Source organism: Streptomyces sp. SID10853, from assembly GCF_010548145.1.
Lineage (GTDB): Bacteria > Actinomycetota > Actinomycetes > Streptomycetales > Streptomycetaceae > Streptomyces.
Map to the genome: position 1 here is coordinate 1 of NZ_JAAGLN010000160.1, position 16,211 is coordinate 16,211.

At 71.1% G+C, this 16,211-nt stretch carries 15 protein-coding genes; 7 read left to right on the forward strand and 8 right to left on the reverse strand.

All coding sequences use genetic code 11. The annotated features are described in order from the left end of the window. The coding region (locus G3I19_RS25210) for a C40 family peptidase (RefSeq protein WP_164265999.1) at positions 1-1,029 on the forward strand (1,029 nt) is incomplete at its 5' end. 78 nt (positions 1,030-1,107) lie between these two features. Here the strand turns inward: G3I19_RS25210 and G3I19_RS25215 are convergent. The 5 genes from G3I19_RS25215 to G3I19_RS25235 are packed head-to-tail and all read right to left on the reverse strand — an operon-like array spanning position 1,108 to position 6,505. Beyond that, positions 1,108-2,343, reverse strand: coding sequence for a styrene monooxygenase/indole monooxygenase family protein (locus tag G3I19_RS25215; RefSeq protein WP_164266000.1), 1,236 nt, complete (start codon positions 2,341-2,343; stop codon positions 1,108-1,110). 14 nt (positions 2,344-2,357) lie between these two features. Next, the gene (locus G3I19_RS25220; RefSeq protein WP_164266001.1) at positions 2,358-2,993 is read right to left on the reverse strand and encodes an ATP/GTP-binding protein; all 636 of its coding nucleotides are present in this window, start codon (positions 2,991-2,993) and stop codon (positions 2,358-2,360) included. Continuing rightward, a complete protein-coding gene (locus G3I19_RS25225) occupies positions 2,974-3,363 on the reverse strand; it encodes a DUF742 domain-containing protein (protein WP_323183639.1) in 390 nt (129 codons plus the stop codon). The genes G3I19_RS25220 and G3I19_RS25225 overlap by 20 nt, the downstream gene beginning before the upstream one ends. Then, positions 3,360-3,845 (reverse strand): roadblock/LC7 domain-containing protein, encoded by a 486-nt coding sequence (locus G3I19_RS25230; RefSeq protein WP_164266002.1) that lies wholly within the window; start codon positions 3,843-3,845, stop codon positions 3,360-3,362. Before G3I19_RS25230 ends, G3I19_RS25225 begins: the two co-directional genes overlap by 4 nt. Beyond that, a complete protein-coding gene (locus tag G3I19_RS25235) occupies positions 3,842-6,505 on the reverse strand; it encodes a nitrate- and nitrite sensing domain-containing protein (RefSeq protein ID WP_164266003.1) in 2,664 nt (887 codons plus the stop codon). The genes G3I19_RS25230 and G3I19_RS25235 overlap by 4 nt, the downstream gene beginning before the upstream one ends. Positions 6,506-6,881: 376 nt before the next feature. Between G3I19_RS25235 and G3I19_RS25240 the strand changes: the two genes are divergently transcribed. Next, the gene (locus tag G3I19_RS25240) at positions 6,882-7,664 is read left to right on the forward strand and encodes a protein phosphatase 2C domain-containing protein (protein ID WP_164266004.1); all 783 of its coding nucleotides are present in this window, start codon (positions 6,882-6,884) and stop codon (positions 7,662-7,664) included. A gap of 127 nt (positions 7,665-7,791) precedes the next feature. Here G3I19_RS25240 and G3I19_RS25245 read toward each other — a convergent pair whose 3' ends face one another. Then, a complete protein-coding gene (locus tag G3I19_RS25245) occupies positions 7,792-8,274 on the reverse strand; it encodes a MarR family transcriptional regulator (RefSeq protein ID WP_343235203.1) in 483 nt (160 codons plus the stop codon). A gap of 224 nt (positions 8,275-8,498) precedes the next feature. Here G3I19_RS25245 and G3I19_RS25250 point away from each other — a divergent pair, with 224 nt between their 5' ends. Then, positions 8,499-9,332 (forward strand): lysozyme, encoded by an 834-nt coding sequence (locus G3I19_RS25250; RefSeq protein ID WP_164266005.1) that lies wholly within the window; start codon positions 8,499-8,501, stop codon positions 9,330-9,332. A gap of 100 nt (positions 9,333-9,432) precedes the next feature. Here the strand turns inward: G3I19_RS25250 and lon are convergent, their stop codons facing one another. After that, positions 9,433-11,835 (reverse strand): endopeptidase La, encoded by a 2,403-nt coding sequence (gene lon, locus G3I19_RS25255; RefSeq protein ID WP_164266006.1) that lies wholly within the window; start codon positions 11,833-11,835, stop codon positions 9,433-9,435. Between the two features lie 82 nt (positions 11,836-11,917). Further along, positions 11,918-12,739: a rhomboid-like protein gene (locus G3I19_RS25260; protein WP_343235205.1), complete on the reverse strand. Its 822-nt coding sequence runs from the start codon at positions 12,737-12,739 to the stop codon at positions 11,918-11,920. Between the two features lie 173 nt (positions 12,740-12,912). On the opposite strand from G3I19_RS25260, the gene G3I19_RS25265 reads away from it, so the two are divergent. The 4 genes from G3I19_RS25265 to G3I19_RS37695 form a co-directional block, all read left to right on the forward strand. Then, positions 12,913-13,599 (forward strand): spermidine synthase, encoded by a 687-nt coding sequence (locus tag G3I19_RS25265; RefSeq protein WP_164266007.1) that lies wholly within the window; start codon positions 12,913-12,915, stop codon positions 13,597-13,599. 131 nt (positions 13,600-13,730) lie between these two features. Further along, positions 13,731-14,468: a response regulator transcription factor gene (locus G3I19_RS25270; RefSeq protein WP_164266008.1), complete on the forward strand. Its 738-nt coding sequence runs from the start codon at positions 13,731-13,733 to the stop codon at positions 14,466-14,468. After that, positions 14,465-15,631, forward strand: coding sequence for a HAMP domain-containing sensor histidine kinase (locus tag G3I19_RS25275; protein WP_239074808.1), 1,167 nt, complete (start codon positions 14,465-14,467; stop codon positions 15,629-15,631). Before G3I19_RS25270 ends, G3I19_RS25275 begins: the two co-directional genes overlap by 4 nt. A 269-nt stretch (positions 15,632-15,900) precedes the next feature. Then, positions 15,901-16,211 (forward strand): hypothetical protein (locus G3I19_RS37695; protein WP_343235204.1); only part of this gene is annotated, 311 nt, incomplete at its 3' end.

Sequence of the window (16,211 nt, forward strand, 5' to 3'; positions counted from 1 at the left end):
CCCACCGCGGACCCGGCCACCGGCCGGCCCGGCCCGGCGAATCCCGACCTGGCCGCCCCGGCCCGGGGTGAGGCCGCGCCCGCCGCCCCCCAGACCCAGGCCGAGGCCACCCTCAACCGGCTCCGGACCCTCTACCAGCAGTCCGAGCAGGCCGGGCAGACCTACCGCGCCACCACCGAGGCGCTCAAGCGCCAGCAGGCCGCGGCGAAGAGCGTCGGCGCCGGTCTGGTGAAAGCGCGGATGGAGCTGGCCAAGAGCCGCAACGCCGCCGGCCGGCTGGCCCGCGAGCAGTACCAGCAGCAGTCCGGCCTCTCCCCCTATCTGAGCCTGATGCTCGGCGGCGACCCCCAGCAGGCGCTCGACGCGGGCCACCAGATCCAGCGGGCGTCGGCCGATCTGATGGCCAGGGCCGCACAGCTCAAGAAAGCCGAGAAGCACGCCGGGACCCTCGACACCGCGTCGCGCGCCGCACTGCAGAAGAAGCAGGCGCTCGCCGCCAAGCAGAAGAAGCAGTACCGGACGGCCCAGGACCGGCTGCACCAGGCGGAGGCACTGCTGGCCGGGCTCTCACCCGACGAGGCGTCCGACGTGAAGGCCCAGGACGACGCCGACACGAGCGCTGCCCAGAAAGCGCTGGACGCCTCCGGGGCACTGAGCGGACCGCCCGCATCGGCGTCGACCCGGGGAGCCAGGGCCATGGCGTTCGCGCTCGCCCAGGTCGGCAAGCCGTACCTCTGGGGCGCTGAGGGCCCGGGTTCCTTCGACTGTTCCGGGCTGACCTGGCGGGCCTGGGCGCACGCCGGGCGCACCATCCCCCGCACCAGCCAGGAACAGTGGCGCCGGCTGCACCGGGTCTCGCTGCGGTCGCTGCGCCCCGGCGACCTGATCGTCTACTTCCCGAAGGCCACCCATGTCGCGCTGTACATCGGCGACGGCAAGGTCGTACAGGCTCCCCGCCCCGGCGCCACCGTGAAGGTCTCGCCCATCGCGTCGAACCCGATCCTCGGCGCGGTCCGCCCGGACGCCTGAACGAGCCGGAGCGGGCCCCGGCCGGGGCAGGGCCGTGGCGGTGCGCCGGGGCCCGGGTGGCAGTGACAACGGCGGCGGTCAGGCCCCCGCGACCGACGCCAGATACGCGTTCGTCTTGTCCGGCTCGTAGAAGAAGTTCTCGAAGTCGGCCGGGTTGTTGAACCCGTTGGCGAAGCGGTCGGCCACCGGCTGGAGCTGGCCTCCGGCCCCGATCAGGTTCAGTACGTGCTCCGGAGGGACGCCCAGCATCGCGTTGGTCCACTTGGTGACGTGCTGCGCCGTCTCCCAGTAGCGGTCGAACGTCTGCTGCATCCACGCCTCGTCGAAGGGCTGGTCGCCCCGCTCGACGATGGAGCCGAGATAGGCGGCGGCGCACTTCGACGCCGAGTTGGAGCCCTGCCCGGTGATCGGGTCGTTGGCCACGACCACGTCGGCGACGCCGAGCACCAGACCGCCGCCGGGCAGCCGGCCGACGGGGTTGCGGACCGTGGGGGTGTACCGGCCGGCGAGTGTGCCGCCCGCGTCGGTCAGCTCGACCTTCGTCGCCCGCGCGTACTCCCAGGGCGTGAACTTCTCCATGAGTTCGAGCGTGAGGGCCAGGTGCTCGGAGGGGTCCTTGATGCCCTGGAAGGCGTCCAGCGGGCCGCCGGGTATGCCCTCCCAGAAGAGGATGTCCGCGCGGCCGCTGTTGGTGAAGGTCGGCATCACGAAGAGCTCGCCGACGCCGGGGACCAGATTGCAGCGCACCGCGTCGAAGTCGGGGTGCTCGGGGCGTACGCCCATGCCGTGCACGTAAGCCACCGCCAGCGCACGCTGCGGCACCGTGAACGGCGAACGCGCCGCGTCCCGGCCGAACATCGACACCAGCTCGCCCTTGCCGGCCGAGACCATCACCAGGTCGTACGTGCGGGCGAAGAAGTCCAGGTCGGAGACTGCCGCACCGTGGATGACCAGCTGGCCGCCGCGCTGCGCGAAGGTCTCCATCCAGCCGGCCATCTTCACACGCTGGTCGACGGACTGGGCGTAGCCGTCCAGTCTGCCGACCCAGTCGATGGCGCGGGAGGAGTCGGGGGCGGCCACCGAGACACCGAGGGCCTCGATCCTCGGCGCCTGGGACTCCCAGAAGTTGAGCTGGAGGTCACGCTCGTGCTGGAGCGCCGTGTGGAACATGCACTGCGTGGACATGACTCTGCCGGAGCGGATCTCATCGGCCGTGCGGTTGGACATGAGCGTGACCTCGTAGCCCTGGGTCTGGAGGCCGAGAGCCAGCTGGAGCCCGGACTGGCCGGCTCCGACGATGAGTATCTTCCGCATGGCGGGTTGTTCTCCTATTCGGGGGTGGTGTCGAGCGCGTGGCCCACCAGGGCCAGCAGGGACTCGACCACCGTCATTCTGTTACGCGCGTCCATGATCAGTACAGGCACGTGCGGAGGAATCGTCAGGGCCTCCCGCACGTCCTGTGGCTCGAAGGCCGGTGTGCCCTCGAAGTGGTTGACCGAGACGATGTACGGCAGCCCGCAGCTCTCGAAGTAGTCGAGTGCGGGGAAGCAGTCGGCGAGCCTGCGGGTGTCGGCGAGCACTATCGCGCCGATCGCGCCGCGCACCAGGTCGTCCCACATGAACCAGAAGCGCTGCTGGCCGGGCGTCCCGAACACGTACAGCACGAGGTCGTCGTCGAGCGTCAGCCGGCCGAAGTCCATCGCGACCGTGGTGGTCAGCTTGTCCGGTGTGGCGCTGAGGTCGTCGGTCTCCTCGCTCGCCTGGGTCATCAGGGCTTCGGTCTGGAGCGGGGTGATCTCCGAGACGGAGCTGACGAAGGTCGTCTTGCCCACTCCGAAGCCGCCCGCCACCACGATCTTGGTGGATATGGGGGCCCGGGTGCGGTCGTTCTGCCAGGCTTGGACGGCCTCATCGGCCTCATCGGCCTCGGCGGGGATCAGCGTCTCAGAGACGGCGGAGTCCACTCAGTACCCTTTCGAGCAACGCGCGGTCGGGCTGGCCTTCGCCGTGCCCCGTACCGTACACACGGATCTTTCCCTGGTCTGCGAGGTCGCTGAGCAGGACGCGGACGACCCCCAGCGGCATCTTGAGCAGCGCCGAGATCTCCGCGACGGTGCGCATCCGGCGGCAGATCTCGACGATGGCGCGCATCTCCGGCATGAGGCGCGCGGGGCCGTTGGCCAGCTCCGGGCGCTCGGGCGACGCTTCGATCGCGGCCACGAAGGTCTCCACGAAGAGGATGTGGCCGAATTTGGTGCGGCCGCCGGTCAGCGAGTACGGGCGCACTCGCGCGGGGCGGCGATCCGGGTTACGGACCGGAAGGGCCGGGGTCACTGGGCGCTCTCCATCGATTTGCGCAGCTCGCTGCGGAGTTCGGGGGTGAGGACATGCCCGGCGCGGCCGACGAAGAGCGCCATGTGGTACGCGACGACGCTCATGTCGCAGTCCGGTGTGGCGTGCACACCCAGCAGCGAGCCGTCACTGATCGACATCACGAAGACGCTGCCCTCCTCCATGGCGACCATCGTCTGCTTGACGCCCCCGCCGTCCATCAGCTTCGCGGCGCCGATGGTGAGGCTGCCGATGCCGGAGACGATGGTGGCGAGATCGGCGGCCGACCCCTTGGGACCGGTCCGCCGGACGGGCGTGGCCTGGCCGGCTGCCGAGACCTCGGGATCCGAGGAGAGCAGCATCAGGCCGTCGGACGAGACGACGGCGACGGAGCGGAGCCCTGGGACCTCCTCCACGAGATCCTTCAACAGCCAGTGCAGGTTCCGGGCTTCACTGCTGAGTCCGAATGTGCTGGGCGCAGTCAACTGCGTGCCTCCTCGACACTGTCCCCCGCGTCATCGGTACGTACAACATCCGATCTCTGCTCCGAGATCTCCGTTTCGACGTCCTTACGGCCGTCCTTGGCTCCTTGGTGGAAGCCGCCGAGCCTCCGGCGCAGGGCAGCGGCGTCGACACTGCCGGTGCGCTGCTTCGGGGCTGTTCCCTCGGGCTTGGTGACCTTGGGGACGCGCTTGGGCAGCCCCTTGTCGGTGACACGGCCGGCCCCCTGCTCCGGGATACCGCCGACGGGGACACCGCCGGCGGCGGAGTCCTGGTCCGGGTCGGGGCTCGGCTCCGGGCCCAGCTCGGGGCCTGGAGCCGCTGCGGCCCGGCCGGGCCCGCTCATGGGATCGGACGCCGGCTCCCGCTCCGGCACGGTCCCGGGCTCCGGGGCAGTCTCCGGATCCGTTACGGGGGCGGGCCGCCGCATCGTGAAGGTCGGCTCGTCCACCTCGTCGGCGGTGCGCTCGTGGGTGTCGGCCCCTATCTCGTAACGCGACCTGGTCGGGATCGTGTTGGAGTTGGCCTCGGCCATCGAGCCGGGCAGGTTCAGCACGGGCGCCGACCCGGCGTCCGGTGCGAAGTGCGGGGGCGCGGCCGGGGGTTCGTCCGGCAGCAGCGCGCTGGGCAGCACGACGACGGCGGCCACCCCGCCCTGCTTCTGCTCGCGCAGTTCGACCCGTACGCCGTGCCGCTTGGCCAGCAGCGAGGCCACGTGGAGGCCGAGGCCGGACTGCTCGTCGCCGGGTGCGCCCGGACGGGACGCGTCGGGGTCGGCGAGCAGCGCGTTGAGCTCGGTGCGCCGGCCGGGCGACATGCCGATGCCTTCGTCCTGTACGGAGAGCATCACCTCGCCGTTCTCCAGGAGCCAGCCGGAGAGCTGGACCTGGGCCTCGGGCGGCGAGAACGCGGTGGCGTTCTCCAGCAGCTCGGCGACGAGGTGGCTGATGTCGTCGGCGGCGAAGCCGGCGACCTGGGAGCGCGGCGGCAGCGCCTGGATGGCGACCCGTTCGTACCGCTCGATCTCACTGACCGAGGCCCGCAGCACGTCCACCAGCGGGACAGGTCCGCCGGCCTGGCCGTGGCCGTGCTCGGTGCCCGCGAGGACCAGCAGGTTCTCGCTGTGGCGGCGCAGCACGGTCGCCATGTGGTCGAGCTTGAACAGGGTGGCGAGCGCCTCGGGGTCCTGCTCACGCTCCTCAAGGCCCTCGATGACGGTGAGCTGACGCTCGACCAGGCCGAGGGAGCGCAGCGAGAGGTTGACGAAGGACGCCCTGACGGTGTGGCGCAGCCGGTCGAGCTGGGCGGTGACCTCGGCGGTGTCCGCCTCCAGCATGGCGCGCTCGGCGTCGAACCTGTCCCGGCCGCCCTGCAGATCGCGGTGGTCGCCCGCGAGGCGGTCGGCGCGGGCGCCGGCGGTCAGCACCCTGCTGTGCAGGGCGTTGATGGACCGGACGACCTGGGCGAACTCGTCGTTGCGGCCGGTGAAGACGATCGGCTCCTCCGACTCGGGGGCGCCGGACAGGCGCGCGGCGCCGATCCGGAGCACGGCGAGCGGGCGGGTGAGCGTACGGGCGACGGCGGCGCCGACCCCGACCGTGAGGAGGAACAGCACCCCGGCGAGGGCGATCCGCAGTTCCAGCGCGGTCACGGCGTCGTCGCGGAGCGCGGCGAGCCGTTTGTCCTGGCGGGCGGCGAGTGACGCCTCGACGCCGCGCATCTGGTCGGTGCGCGCGCTCAGCGCCGTACCGAGCTTGGCCGGGTCGGTCTGCTGGTCGGCGGTGGAGAGCGTGGGCTGTTCGGCGAGGCGCGCGAGATAGCTCTCGGCGCTGCTGACCTCGGAGCCGGAGACCGTGGAGGCCAGCGACTCCTGGTCGGCCGGGTCCGCGGCCTGGTCGAAGTCGGCGAGGGCGGCGAGTTCGCGGACCCTGGCCTGCTGGGCGGCCGCGCTCAGTCCGTCCCTGGTACGGCCGTCCGCGCCGACGGCGACGCCCTGCTGCTGGACGTAGGTGCCGGTCGCCTGGTCGTACACGGTGGTGGCCGACGGGCGCGGGACGGCCAGCGCGCCGAGCAGCAGCCCGCGGGTCTGGGAGGCCTGTCCGACGGCACGGCCGAGGTCGACCACGGCGCGGGTCGCGGCGGCGGCCTCGGGCGGTGTGCGGTCGGCGAGTTGGGCGGAGGTCTGCTGGACCTTGTCGATCAGGTCGGAGTACGCCTTGTTGGCTTCGAGCGCGGTGCTCTTGCCGGTGAGGGCCGTCCTGCGGACGGACGGCAGGGTGGCGAGGTCATGCCGGAGGGCGGCCGGTGCGGCCGTGCCGATCTCCTCGATGTCGCTGTCGACCCGGGTGGCCCGGTCGGCCGCCAGCTTGTCCTTCTTGGCGCGCCCGCCCGCGATGTAGACCGTGACGTCGTCCCGCTCGTCCGCGAGGTCGTGCGCCAGGGAGACGGTCTGCTGGTCCAGGTTGGAGAGGGTGACCAGGTGCTGGGCGTCGGTCAGTTCGGCCGGCGCGCCGTAGACCGAGGGGGCACTCGCCGCGAGCACGGCGAGGCCGACGACGGCCACGCCGGCGACCAGGCGCCTGCGTACCCGGGTGGTCCGCTCGGGCGGCACGCCCCTGTTGCCCCGAAGCCGCTTGTTCTGCACCGGTGCTCACAATCTTGACTCGTCCACGCATGACGCCGAGGTGATGACCGATCACAAGGATGCGCTCCCGCCTCTGGTACGGCTTCTGACCATTCCAGTGGTTTTGGGAGGGGAGTGCGCATCACCAGGTCAGCCACCTGAACGAGTGAACATCAACTGCAAGTTGGCGAACAACTCTGCGACCCGCGCACGCGGGGCGCGCACGGAGCGCCGGTTGGAACTTCCGGACCGGCTTTGGCAAGATGCCCGCCCGCAGAGCGCCGGGGCGGTTACGGACTCGTACATTCCGTGCCAAGTTTCACGGCGCTGACGGCGGTCCGTACCTTTCGCCCGTGGCTGTGCGCCCGTCGTGAAGACCTCGGGCAGACTGAACGGTATGCGGATCGAACTCGCCTCCACCCCCGGCACCCCCGGACGCCCCAACGAGGACTGGACAGGTGCGGTCCTGCCTGCCTCGGGACAAGGCGGGCTGCTCGTGCTGCTCGACGGCGTGACTCCACCGGCGGGGACGGACGGATGTGTACACGGCGTGCCGTGGTTCACCGCCCGACTCGGCGGCTCCCTGGTCGAACTGTCCGGTTCGCGGCGGGATATGACCCTGCGTGAGGTCCTCGCGGAGGCCATCCGCCTTACCGCCGGAACGCATGACTCAATCTGTGACCTTTCTCACGTACGGACCCCGCAGGCGACGGTCGTCATGGCGCGCTGGTCCGCCGAGACCCTCGAACACCTGGTGCTGTCCGACTCGGTGCTGCTGGTGGAGGACGCCTCGGGGGCCGTACGCGCGGTGCTGGACGACCGGCTCGACCGGCTGCCGCGCGAGGTGCTGGCGACCGAGGCGACGGCCGACGCGGCACGGAACCAGGAGGGCGGCTTCTTCACCGCGGCCGCCGATCCCGCGGTGGCGGCGCGCACGGTGACCGGGTGCACGCCCCTTGCGGAGGTACGGGCGCTGGCCGCGCTCAGCGACGGGGCGAGCCGCTGGGTGGAGGTGTTCCGGGAGGGTGACTGGGCGCAGTGCCTGGCGGTGCTGCGCAAGGAGGGGCCACAGGCGCTGATCGGGCGGGTGCGGGCGCTGGAGGACGCGGACACGGACCGCGCCTTCCTCCGGAACGGCAAGACGCACGACGACGCTTCGGCCGTACTGCTGGAGCTGTAGGCGGCTGACGGCCGCCTGCTGCCGGTGCGGCCTGCACCGGGCGCGGCCGCCGACCGCCCCGGGCCCCCTCGCGGCTCAGCCCGCGGCGTATGCAGTCAGGCTCACCCCGCGGTGTACACGGTCGGACTCACTCCTCGGCGCGCGCGTTCAAGTGGTGCAGCAGCCGGGCCAGTTCCGCGACCTCGGACCGGTCCCAGCCGTCCAGCTTGCGTACGTACTCGCTCCGGCGCGCGTCCCGCACCCGGCGCATCCGTTCGCGCCCCTCGACGGTGAGCTGCACCAGGAACGCCCGGCCGTCGCCGGGGTCCTGCTCCCGGGTGACCAGTCCGAGGTTCTCCAGGGAGCGCAGTTGACGGCTCATGGTCGCCCGGCCGACCCCGATATAGGCGGCCAGATCGGTGGCGCGCTGCCCGCCCCACTCGTCGAGGCAGACCAGCAGTCCGTAGGCGGCTGCCTCCAGGTCGGGGTGGACGGCGCGGGACATCTCGCCGGACGAGGCCCGCGCGCGGCGCAGGAAGACGGTCAACTCCCGCTCCAGTGCGAGGAATTCATGGTCCACACCACTCTCGGGCGGGACGGGGAGTTCACTTCCAGTACCGCTGTCGTGCACGTCAGCACCCCTTACGAGCTTTCCCGATCCTGAAAGTTTCTTTCAGCGTCTGCCATCGCCGCAGCTGAACCAGTATTTCGCAGGAGTAGACCAACGGCAGCACCCGGGCCCCCTTCCGCCGTACGGGTCTACGTGCGTAGCGTCGTCATCGCTGACATGTCCACACCACGACATGCCGGAGACTTCTCCCAGCTCCCCCCACCGAGCCTTTCGGAGGCACGCACATGCCCGTGCTCAGATCCGGAACGGCCCGACGCGGACGTATCGCCGCAGTCGGGATCCTTCTCGCCTTCCTCACCTCCCTGCTGGCCCTGCCCGGCTCGGCGTCGGCCGCCGAATCTCCCGCCACGCCGGCGCGCGGCACAGCCACCATGGGGATGGGCGTCATCGCCCACGACGGCCAGGGCGGCACCCCCATCGGCACCCGCGCGGCCCAGACCGAGGGCGTCGACGTCTCCGGCTACCAGGGGAACGTCGACTGGGCGACGCTGTGGGGCAGCGGTGTGCGCTGGGCCTACACCAAGGCCACCGAGGGCAACTACTACACGAACCCCTCGTTCACGCAGCAGTACAACGGCTCGTACAACGTCGGGATGATCCGCGGCGCGTACCACTTCGCCACGCCGAACGACTCCAGCGGGGCGAACCAGGCGAACTACTTCGTCAGCCACGGCGGCGGCTGGTCCCGCGACGGCAAGACCCTGCCGGGCGTGCTGGACATCGAGTGGAATCCGTACGGCGACGCCTGCTACGGCCTGAGCGCGGCATCGATGGTTGCCTGGATCCACGACTTCGCCAACACCTACAAGTCGCTCACCGGACGCGACGTGGTGATCTACACCGCGACCAGCTGGTGGACGCAGTGCACGGGCAACAACAGCGGCTTCGGGGCCACCAACCCGCTCTGGATCGCCCGCTACGCATCGGCGCCCGGCACGCTGCCCGCCGGCTGGGGCTTCCAGACGATGTGGCAGTACACCTCGTCCGGACCGACGGTCGGTGACCACGACAAGTTCAACGGCGCGCTGGACCGGGTGCAGGCACTCGCCAACGGCTGACCCCACAGCTTCCACGGCCACCACCACGGCAGCAGAACGGCACGACGTACGCCATGGCCAGGGCCCCCGGCAGCGCGCCGGGGGCCCTGAGCCGCAGCCGTCAGGCGGCAGCCGGAACCCGTACCTCCGCCGGGGACAGCGCGATCTCCAGCACCTGGCGGACGTCCGTCACCGGGTGCACCTCCAGGGTGTCGAGCACCTCGGCGGGCACGTCGTCCAGATCGGGCTCGTTCCGCTTGGGGATCACCACGGTCGTGATGCCCGCCCGGTGCGCGGCCAGCAGCTTCTGCTTCAGGCCGCCGATCGGCAGCACCCGCCCGGTCAGCGACACCTCACCGGTCATCGCCACGTCCGTACGGACCTGTCGCCCGGAGAGCAGCGAGGCCAGCGCCGTCGTCATGGTGATACCGGCGCTCGGACCGTCCTTGGGCACCGCGCCCGCCGGGAAGTGGATGTGCACCCCGCGTTCCTTGAGATCCGCGACCGGCAGCTCCAGTTCGGCGCCGCGCGAGCGCAGGAAGGAGAGCGCGATCTGCGCCGACTCCTTCATGACGTCGCCGAGCTGCCCGGTGAGGGTCAGCCCCGCCGCGCCGGTCTCGGCGTCGGCCAGCGACGCCTCGACGAAGAGGACGTCGCCGCCCGCGCCGGTCACCGCGAGCCCGGTGGCCACACCGGGCACCGCCGTACGGCGCTCCGCCGGGTCCTGGGCGGACTCCGGCACATGGTGCGGCCGCCCGATCAGCGGCCGCAGCTCAGCGTCGGTGACGGTGAGCGGCAGCTGCTGCTCGTTCAATTCGTGCTGGGCCGCGACCTTCCGCAGCAGCCTGGCGACGGCCCGCTCCAGATTCCGGACGCCCGCCTCGCGGGTGTACTCCCCCGCCAGCTTGCGCAGCGCGGAGTCGTCGAGCGTCACCTCGCCGGGCTCCAGACCCGCGCGCTCCAGCTGCCTGGGCAGCAGGTGGTCGCGGGCGATGACGACCTTCTCGTCCTCGGTGTAGCCGTCGAGCCTGACCAGCTCCATCCGGTCGAGCAGTGCCTCCGGGATGGCTTCGAGCACATTCGCGGTGGCCAGGAACACCACATCGGAGAGGTCCAGCTCGACCTCCAGGTAGTGGTCGCGGAAGGTGTGGTTCTGCGCCGGGTCGAGCACTTCGAGCAGGGCGGCCGCCGGATCGCCGCGGAAGTCCGAGCCGACCTTGTCGATCTCGTCGAGCAGGACGACCGGGTTCATCGAGCCGGCCTCCTTGATGGCCCGCACGATCCGTCCGGGCAGCGCGCCGACGTAGGTGCGCCGGTGGCCGCGGATCTCGGCCTCGTCCCGTACGCCGCCGAGCGCGACGCGGACGAACTTCCGGCCCATGGCGTGCGCCACTCCCTCACCGAGTGAGGTCTTTCCGACACCCGGCGGGCCGACGAGCGCCAGTACGGCACCGCCGCGGCGGCCCCCGACGACACCCATGCCGCGGTCGGCACGGCGCTTGCGCACCGCCAGATACTCGGTGATGCGCTCCTTCACGTCGTCGAGCCCGGAGTGCTCCGCGTCCAGGACGGCCTTGGCGCCCCTGATGTCGTACTCGTCCTCGGTGCGCTCGTTCCACGGCAGTTCGAGGACGGTGTCGAGCCAGGTGCGGATCCAGGACCCCTCGGGGCTCTGGTCCGACGCACGCTCCAGCTTCTCGACCTCCTTGAGCGCGGCCTCCCTGACGTATCCGGGGAGGGCGGCGGCCTCGACCCGGGCGCGGTAGTCGTCGGACTCGTCGTCCGCCTCGCCGTTCAGCTCGGAGAGCTCCTTGCGTACGGCCTCCAGCTGGCGGCGGAGCAGGAACTCGCGCTGCTGCTTGTCGACGCCCTCCTGGACGTCCTTGGCGATGGACTCGGCGACGTCCTGCTCGGCGAGGTGCTCACCCAGCCACTGGACGGCGAGCTTCAGCCTGGCCACCGGGTCGGCGGTCTCCAGCAGCTCGGTCTTCTGGGCGAGGGTGAGGAACGGCGAGTATCCGGAGTTGTCGGCGAGCGCCGATACGCCCTCGATCTGCTGGACGCGGTCGACGACCTGCCAGGCTCCGCGCTTCTTCAGCCAGTCGGTGGCCAGCGCCTTGTACTCCTTGACCAGCGCGGTGACAGCACCGGGCAGCGGCTCGGGGTCGGTCTCGTCGACCCGGATGCCCTCGACCCAGAGGGCGGTGCCGGGGCCGGTGGTGCCCGCGCCGATACGGACCCGGCCCCGGCCTCGTACCAGGGCGCCCGGGTCTCCGTCGGAGAGCCTGCCGACCTGTTCGACGGTGCCGAGGACGCCGGTGCTCGCATAGCTGCCGTCGAGCCGCGGAACGAGGAGGACCAGCGGCTTGTTGCCACTGGAGCGGGCGGAGGACGCCTGGGCGGCCTCCACGGCGGCGCGTACGTCCGCGTCGGAAAGGTCCAGCGGCACCACCATTCCGGGCAGCACGACCTCGTCGTCGAGCGGCAGCACGGGCAGGGTGAGCGGTGTGGACGTGTCAGCCATGATCTCCCCTTAGGCAGTGAAGTTGAGCTATCCAGACTCAATGCCAAGAAGGGTCCTGGTGTTCCCGGGCGGGCGTTCGCTCTCAGCGATCGGGGCGGCCGAGGCCACCGGAGAGGATGTCGGCGGGGCCGGCAGCGGCCGCTTCTGGCGCCAGGGGCTGCGGCGTGGCGGGCTGCGGGGACGCCAGGGGCTGTCCGGCGGTCATGACCGGCGGGGCGGACACGACCGGCGGGGCCGGCGCCCGGCCGGCCCGGGCGGCCGCCCAGCGCCGCACCAGCGGCCAGGACGCCAGACCGATGCCGAGCGAGAGCGGGTGGCCCCAGTCGGTGAGCGGGTCGCCGAGCGCCAGCAGCGCCTGGCCGAGCGCCGTGGCGACGGCCGCCAGCAGAGGCCAGCGCAGCAGCGGCGGCAGCAGTCCCGCCAGGGCCCCGACACCGGTCATCAGCCCGAAGCTGATGCCGTAGTCCAAACGGTGGAGCGAGGAGTCGGGGAGATGGCCGGCGGCGACCGCGACACCGACCGGGATCTCGGTCGCCAGCGTCGCCAGCACATGCCCGGCAAGGAACACGGCACCGGTGCGCAGCGCCCCGATCCGGCGCTCCAGGGCGGTGAGCACGAACAGCAGGCCGAGCGTGGACACCGAGAGCAGGCCGCCGGCTATCCACAGGGCGCTGCCGACCAGGACGAGCAGCGGGGTACGGGCCAGGTGCGCCATGTCCGTACTGGAGTCGCGCAGCAGGGTGGTGACGGTGTGCGGGTCGGCGTGCTCGGCGAAGAGCGAGGTGGCGACGAGCACCAGGACGTAACCGAAGGTGAAGGGCGTTCCGGCCGGGGTGGGCAGCAGCCGCAGCACGCGCGCCGGGGCGCGGCCCCGGCCACCGGCCGGGCTCCGTGTCCGCGGTATGTGGTGCACTCTGTCCGTCCCGTCGGCCGTCGGTCTGTCCGTTGGACTCCGCTTCCCCTCGTGTTCACTCTCCGGGATAGCCTCCGATCGCGCCTATGACGCGCACCACACGAAGCAACCCCCGCACCCCCCGTGGCGTCCGGGGCCGGCCCGGGAGGAGAGATCCCACCACCATGAGCAGCGTCAGCGACATCGAGGACGTACGCACGCTGGACCGGCGCGACGGCCCGTACGGCGAGGTCGTGCTGCGCCGGCGCGGGGAGCACTTCGAGATCATCGCCAACGGCTGTTTCCTGATGGACACGTCGGACGGCCGCTCGGAGCGGCTGCTGATCGACGTGGCCCTGGCCGGGCTGCCGGCCGGCCGCGACCGTCCCTCCGTACTCATCGGCGGACTCGGCGTCGGATTCTCACTCGCACACGCCGCGGCCGACCCCCGCTGGGGCCCGATCACGGTCGTCGAACGCGAGCAGGCCGTCATCGACTGGCACCGGGAGGGCCCGCTCGCCCGGATCTCCGGCGCGGCTCTCGCCGATCCCCGGACTGTGATCCTGCCCACCGATCTGGTCGTACACATGCACGGATCCACATCGGCATATGACGCTTTGTGCCTGGACATCGACAACGGACCGGGGTGGACGGTCACCGAGGACAACGGCGGTCTGTACACCGCGAGCGGCCTCACCGCGTGTATGGAACGCCTCAAACCGGGAGGAATCCTGGCCGTCTGGTCGGCTCAGCCCTCGGCGACTTTTGAGGAAGCCTTGCGGAATGCCGGGTTCACCAGGGTAAGGACCGAAGAGATCCCAGTTGCCCGGGGCGTGCCTGACGTGGTCCATCTCGGTGTTCGCCCTGCGTAGCCGGGACGGCGTCCGGGCATCTAGTCTGCTGACCGGCAGACGAGATGTGGACGCCTTGTCCAAGAACGCAGCTGGCTTCAGCCGCGTACGCAGCAGAACGCACACCATGAGCGCACTTCCAGGGGCGGGCGATGGAGCAGACACACACCACCCACAACGGCGTCGCGGCCACCCCGGGCGCCCAGCGCCGGGTGCTGGTCGTCGAGGACGACCCGACGATCGTCGACGCCATCGCCGCACGGCTGCGGGCCGAGGGTTTCCAGGTGCAGACGGCCACGGACGGCCCCGCCGCGGTGGACGCGGCCCAGGGCTGGCAGCCGGACCTGATGGTCCTCGACGTGATGCTGCCGGGCTTCGACGGCCTTGAGGTCTGCCGTCGTGTGCAGGCGCAGCGGCCGGTACCGGTCCTGATGCTGACGGCACGCGACGACGAGACCGACATGCTGGTCGGGCTCGGCGTCGGCGCCGACGACTACATGACCAAGCCGTTCTCGATGCGCGAGCTGGCGGCGCGGGTCCATGTCCTGCTGCGGCGGGTGGAGCGGGCGACCATCGCCGCGTCGACCCCGCGCAGCGGCATCCTGCGCCTCGGCGAGCTGGAGATCGACCACGCGCAGCGGCGGGTGCGGGTGCGCAACGACGACGTGCACCTGACGCCCACCGAGTTCGATCTGCTGGTCTGCCTGGCGAACACCCCGCGTGCCGTCCTCTCCCGCGAGCAGCTGCTCGCCGAGGTCTGGGACTGGGCCGACGCCTCCGGCACCAGGACCGTGGACAGCCACATCAAGGCGCTCCGCCGGAAGATCGGCGCGGAGCGTATCCGTACGGTGCACGGCGTCGGGTACGCACTGGAGACCCCGGCACCATGAACCGTCCGCGGTACCGGCGTACCTGGAGCGCCACCTGGCCCCGGGACCTGGGCCGCGAGCTGGCCCGGGCGCTGCCCCGGCCCTGGCCGTGGAACCGGCAGCGGCCCTTCCCGGTCTCGATCAAGGCCAAGCTCGGCACGCTGGTGGTGGTGTCGGTCTTCATCACCACGGGGCTGCTGCTGGTGGCGCTGCGGACGAAGACGGAGCTGCGGTTCATCACGGTGTTCTCGGTGATCGCCTCGATGCTGATCACCCAGTTCGTCGCGCACAGCCTGACCTCGCCGCTGGACGAGATGAACACGGTCGCCCGGTCGATCTCGCACGGTGACTACACCCGGCGGGTGAGCGGCGCGGACCGCAGGGACGAGCTGGGCGATCTGGCCACGACCATCAACCGCATGGCCGAGGACCTGGAGGCGGTGGACCGGCACCGCAAGGAGCTGGTCGCGAACGTCTCCCATGAGCTGCGGACCCCGATCGCGGCGCTGCGGGCGGTGCTGGAGAACGTCGTGGACGGGGTGTCGGCCGCCGACCCCGAGACGATGCGTACGGCGCTCAAACAGACCGAGCGGCTCGGCCGGCTGGTCGAGACGCTGCTCGACCTGTCCCGGCTGGACAACGGGGTGGTGCCGCTCAAGGCGGGCCGCTTCGAGGTGTGGCCGTATCTCTCGGGCGTGCTGAAGGAGGCGAATCTCGCAGCCGTGCAGCGCGCGGGCGCGACGGGCTCCGGCGGCCGGCACACCCGGACGGACGTCCACCTCCATCTGGATGTCTCGCCGCCCGAGCTGACGGCGCACGCGGACGCCGAGCGGCTCCACCAGGTGGTCGCGAATCTGATCGACAACGCGGTCAAGCACTCCCCGCCGCACGGCCGGGTCACGGTCCGCGCCCGGCGCGGCCCGCAGCCGGAGTCGCTGGACCTGGAGGTCACGGACGAGGGCCCCGGTATCCCCGAGTCCGAGCGGCACCGGGTCTTCGAGCGTTTCAACCGCGGCCACGCGCCGTCCCCGCACGGTCCCGGCAGTGACGGCGGTACCGGGCTCGGGCTCGCCATCGCCCGCTGGGCGGTCGATCTGCACGGTGGGCGCATCGGGGTGGCCGAATCCTCCCGTGGCTGTCGGATACGCGTCACTCTTCCGGGCGTATCGAGAACACCAAGTTGACGTAAAGTCTTCAGCGGAAGCTCGGGTTCCGGACGGAACCCGCGGGTAAGCACGTCAGAGGGTGCCGGCCATGGGGCGGTAGCTGTGATGCGTCATACCCGCATGGTGCGGAACCACGCTTGTTTCCCGCCATTTCAAGCCCCGAAACCAGCTTTCAAGTGTGACTTGCACGACGTTGACCCGCCCAGCCTGCACCTCCAGGCCAGGGAGGCGTAGCCTTTATTTCCGCTGTCCATCACCTTGTGAAGCGGAAGAGGGCGGTTGCCGCCGTGTCGTCTCAGTCCCCCAGTAATTCGAGCATCTCGACCGACCAGGAGGAGCAGGGCAAGAGTCCTGCCGACGCTTTTGGTCCCAATGAGTGGCTCGTCGACGAGATTTACCAGCAGTACCTCCAGGACCCGAATTCGGTCGACCGAGCCTGGTGGGACTTCTTCGCCGACTACAAGCCAGGTTCTGCCGGTGCTCCCACCGCGGGTGCGGACCCGGTGAGCGCGAGCCCTCCACACCAGTCGGGCGAAAGCGGCCGGGTGGCCGCCGCGCAGGGTGGCGCAGCCGCGGGGGCTGCTCCCACCACGCCAGC